The organism is Pseudomonas sp. CM25 (assembly GCF_013179705.1).
Lineage (GTDB): Bacteria > Pseudomonadota > Gammaproteobacteria > Pseudomonadales > Pseudomonadaceae > Aquipseudomonas.
In genome coordinates this window covers 1-4,004 of sequence record NZ_JABMCW010000428.1, presented here as the reverse complement: position 1 = coordinate 4,004, position 4,004 = coordinate 1, and the positions used below count along the sequence as shown (strand labels likewise).

6 protein-coding genes and 1 pseudogene are annotated in these 4,004 nt (G+C 61.3%); 4 read left to right on the top strand and 3 right to left on the bottom strand.

Annotated elements, in window-relative coordinates; translation table 11 throughout:
• Positions 1-151, top strand: a pseudogene (locus HP546_RS27150) (HAD family hydrolase); the annotation flags it as partial.
• 132 nt (positions 152-283) lie between these two features.
• On the opposite strand, the gene HP546_RS27145 reads toward HP546_RS27150, so the two are convergent.
• Complete coding sequence (locus HP546_RS27145) at positions 284-1,357, bottom strand: aminopeptidase (protein ID WP_172231988.1); 1,074 nt, start codon at positions 1,355-1,357, stop codon at positions 284-286.
• A gap of 85 nt (positions 1,358-1,442) precedes the next feature.
• On the opposite strand from HP546_RS27145, the gene HP546_RS27140 reads away from it, so the two are divergent.
• Positions 1,443-1,856 (top strand): hypothetical protein, encoded by a 414-nt coding sequence (locus HP546_RS27140; protein WP_172231985.1) that lies wholly within the window; start codon positions 1,443-1,445, stop codon positions 1,854-1,856.
• 55 nt (positions 1,857-1,911) lie between these two features.
• Complete coding sequence (locus HP546_RS27135) at positions 1,912-2,325, top strand: hypothetical protein (protein ID WP_172231982.1); 414 nt, start codon at positions 1,912-1,914, stop codon at positions 2,323-2,325.
• 36 nt (positions 2,326-2,361) lie between these two features.
• Here HP546_RS27135 and HP546_RS27130 read toward each other — a convergent pair whose 3' ends face one another.
• Together HP546_RS27130 and HP546_RS27125 are read right to left on the bottom strand one after the other, a co-directional pair.
• Complete coding sequence (locus tag HP546_RS27130; protein ID WP_172231979.1) at positions 2,362-2,595, bottom strand: DUF1161 domain-containing protein; 234 nt, start codon at positions 2,593-2,595, stop codon at positions 2,362-2,364.
• A gap of 73 nt (positions 2,596-2,668) precedes the next feature.
• Positions 2,669-3,094: an OsmC family protein gene (locus HP546_RS27125; protein ID WP_172231976.1), complete on the bottom strand. Its 426-nt coding sequence runs from the start codon at positions 3,092-3,094 to the stop codon at positions 2,669-2,671.
• A 152-nt stretch (positions 3,095-3,246) separates the two neighbouring features.
• On the opposite strand from HP546_RS27125, the gene HP546_RS27120 reads away from it, so the two are divergent.
• Positions 3,247-4,004: LLM class flavin-dependent oxidoreductase (locus HP546_RS27120; protein WP_172231973.1), on the top strand; the 758-nt coding region annotated here is incomplete at its 3' end.

Below are 4,004 nucleotides of genomic sequence, written 5' to 3'. Positions count from 1 at the left end.
CAAGCATGACCTGATCGGTGCCCGCAGCAATGGCGTGCAGGCAGTGGCTGTGGGGTACGGGTTTGGTAGCCAGGAAGAGTTGGTGGCGCAGGAGCCGGCATTCCACTTTGCCACCTTGGCCGAGATGCATCAGGCATTCGTCAAGGCTTGATAGCCATGGGGCTGCTTTGCAGCCCATCGCCGGCAAGCCCAACTCCCACAAGTACTGCATCCATCGCAAATCCTGTGCGGTCCCTGTGGGAGTTGGCTTGCCGACGATGGGCCGCAAAGCGGCCCCGTAATCTCAAAGGCTTATCATCAACCGCTGCAACGCCACTTTCCTTTCTGCAATCGGCAATTTCCCCAGTTGCTCAACCCGCTGATAAAACTGCCCCCAATCCCCATCAACCTCGCGAAACACCGCCGCAAACGCCGGCACCCACTGGTCATACAGCCCGAATGGCAACAACTTGGCATTGTTCATCGGCCCATATATCCAGGTGTCATAGCGCTTGTCCCCGCCCCACTGACCATCCCGAACCTGCCGGTATTCCCGCCTCAGCCGCTCGAACTCCGCCCGTTTGGCCAGGCGCTTGTGCCCATCATCCAACGGCCCGGCATAGATCGCCTGCAACCGTTCACGGCTGGCCAATACCAAGCGGATGAATTCGTCACGCTGCTGCCCCTGGTCCCCGCCAACCGGCGCCAGCCCACGCGCCAAGCGCCATTGCCGGGTTCCCTCCTGCTCGACAAAGGAGGCAAACGACTCGTTGAACTCGGTATCGTCCTGCACGTAGAAACGCTGGTGGGCCAGTTCATGGAAGATCAGCGTGGCCAGCCGCTCGTCACCCCAGCCCACCATCGACGACAGTATCGGGTCATCGAACCAGCCCAGGGTCGAATACGCTTCAACCCCACCCACATACACATCCAGGCCGTTCTGGCGCATCAGCGCCGCCGCGCCACGCGCCGCACCCTGCTGGTAATACCCGCGGTACGCCACGCATCCTGCAACCGGAAAACAGTGCGTGACTGGCTGCAACGACAGCTCTGGCGTGGCGAAGACATTCCACACCACATACGGGCGGCCGAGGTCGGCGTAAACCCGATAACTGCGATTGTCCGGCAGTTTCAAATGCTGGCTGGCAAAAACCCGTGCCTGCTCGGCATGTTGCAGATGCGCACGCAATTTCGCCGGCGTGGTCGGGTCGGCCACTACCTGCTCCACGGGTTGCCGCGCCCGCAGCAGCTGCCACTGGCCCTCGGCCAACTGCCCATAGTAGGCAGCACCGCTGCAACCGTTCAGCAGAAGCGTCGCCAGCAGCGGAACCAATCGGGTGAAAACGCGGTCGAGTGCCCGATGGCCTGAGCGCTGCACAAGAAAAAGTCGAAGCATCCGGGACTGTCTGACTCGCTCAAGGTCGATTCGCTCCAAGACTATCTCGCCAAGGGGGAGTTTCGCCATGCGTGCATTGCTGGTCGCCGGTTCACTGCTGCTGATTTCCGCCTGTTCGACCCTGCCAGACGCAGACCCGAATCAGGCCTGGATCGACCTTACACCCTACGAAAACAGCTCGCTGGACGCCGTGCAGGTCGACGAACGCGACTGGGCTGACAGCCGCTACTTCGAGGTACAACCTGGTAGCCATGAATTGACCGTGCGTTACCAGTTCCCGGTCACCCCCAGCAATATCGGCCCGGTCGACGAGCCGCTGTGGCGCGATTGCCAGGTCAAGCTGACCTTCAAGGACTTCAGCGCCGGGCAGCGTTATCAGCTGCATGCTGGCAGCATTGGCTTCCGGCCCTGGATCAAACTCTATGACCACCAGCAAAGACTGCTTGGCCAAGGCCTGCCGGCGGGCTGCCAGCGCACCTGAGCCACGTAAACGGCGCTATGCTTGTAGGGTGTAAATCGCAAGTGGGAGTTTTGCCATGCGCCAGCCCATGATGCTGATCGCCCTCAGTGCACTGGGAGCCTGCGCCAGCCCCTTGCCGCCCGTCGACCCCAAGCAAGCGTGGATCGACCTTTACACCATGACCCCCGGCAGGGTGATCATGGCCGACCGCCTGGACGGCAAGCGCCTGGAGGACGGCCGCTACTTTCAGGTGACGCCGGGCAAGCACGAACTGGTGGTGCGTTTCGATTATGAAATCTACTCGGGCGGGATCATGTCCGAGCCCAGGGACCGTACGTGCTACCTGACCGTACGCTTTGACGACTTCAAGGCTGGAGAGCGCTATCGCCTGGAAGCGCGGGCGCCAGTCATGCAGCCGCAAGTGCTGCTGTACGACGCAAGCCGCACGGTGGTGGTGAACGAGCCTAGCGAAGTGTTCTGCATTCCGTGAATCCTGGGGCTGCATTGCAGCCCCAGGATTGCGAACCTAGCGATCATTCTTCTGATAAATGATCTTCTTGGTGCCGCCATCGCAAGTCCCGACCACCATGTTCTGGTCCTTTACCTCACTGTTCGGCACGATTTCCAAGGTATAAGAGGCAACCCCCTGCGCCTGGATCTTGGCCTCGATCTCGGCTTTGAGCTCTTCGCACGGCTTGACCGCCGCCAGCGCAGAGGTGGCAACCAGGGAAGCCAATACAGCGATTGCTACGCGGATCATGGAACGGCTCCTCAAAGGGCAGCGTGCTGCCGACGCTGTTTAGACTACCGCAAACTGCCCCTGTTGCACCGCTTCAGCCCACCAGGGCGGCATCCAGGCTGATTTTGGCGTTCAATACCTTGGACACCGGGCAACCTTCCTTGGCCTTGTTGGCGATTTCCAGGAACTGCGCCTCACTTGCCCCAGGCACCTTGGCCCTGAGCACCAGATGCACGGCGGTAATGGCAAAGCCATCTGCCAGCTTGTCGAGCGTCACCTCGGCAGCGGTATCGATCCGCTCTGCGGTCAGCCCCGCTTCGCCGAGCATCATCGACAGCGCCATCGAGAAACAGCCGGCATGCGCCGCGCCGATCAGTTCTTCCGGGTTGGTGCCGGGCGAACCCTCGAAACGGGTGTTGAAGCCATACGGGTTCTGCTTGAGCGCGCCGCTTTCCGTGGAAAGCAGGCCTTTGCCATCCTTCAGGCCACCTTGCCAGATCGCCGATGCTGTCTTTTTCATGATGCCTCCTGGTCGTGGTTTACATGCGTATGAGTTCAGAGGCCAGCCGCCTACGGCAAGTTCAGACCAATCGCACGGCAAACATTGAATCTGCCGAATATGCCCATACAGAGTTAAAAAGGCCGTTGGCCAACCACCTTTGCGGAGGCTCCATGACGCAGCTGCGTGACCTGAAGATTTCCACCCTCGACCTGGTACCGGTGCGTGCCGACGCCGGCCCGGCGCAGTCACTGCGCAACTCGCTGGACCTGGCACAACACGTCGAGCGCTTTGGCTACAACCGCTTCTGGGTGGCCGAGCACCACAACATGGACGGCATCGCCAGTTCGGCCACCTCTGTGCTGATTGGCTACCTGGCCGGTGGCACCTCGAGCATTCGTGTGGGTTCTGGTGGGGTGATGTTGCCCAACCATGCGCCGCTGGTAATCGCCGAGCAGTTCGGCACGCTGGCCAGCCTGTACCCTGGCCGTATCGACCTGGGCCTGGGCCGCGCGCCGGGCTCCGACCAGATGACCGCTCATGCCCTGCGCCGCGAACGCTCGGGCAGTGCCGACGATTTTCCCGACGATGTCGAGGAATTGTCGCGCTACCTGGGCCCGCGCACCGATGATCAGAAAGTGATCGCGGTACCGGGCCACGACACCGACGTACCGATGTGGTTGCTCGGCTCCAGCCTGTTCAGCGCGCAGTTGGCCGGCATGCGCGGCATGCCCTACGCCTTTGCTTCACATTTTGCGCCGCGCTACATGCACGAGGCCATCCGGGTATACCGCAACCACTTCAAGCCCTCCACCACGCTGGACAAGCCGTATGTGATGCTGGGCATTCCCATGGTGGTGGCGGAAACGGATGAGAAGGCCGAGTACCTGGCCACCTCCGTGTACCAGCGAATCCTTGCGCTTATTCGCGG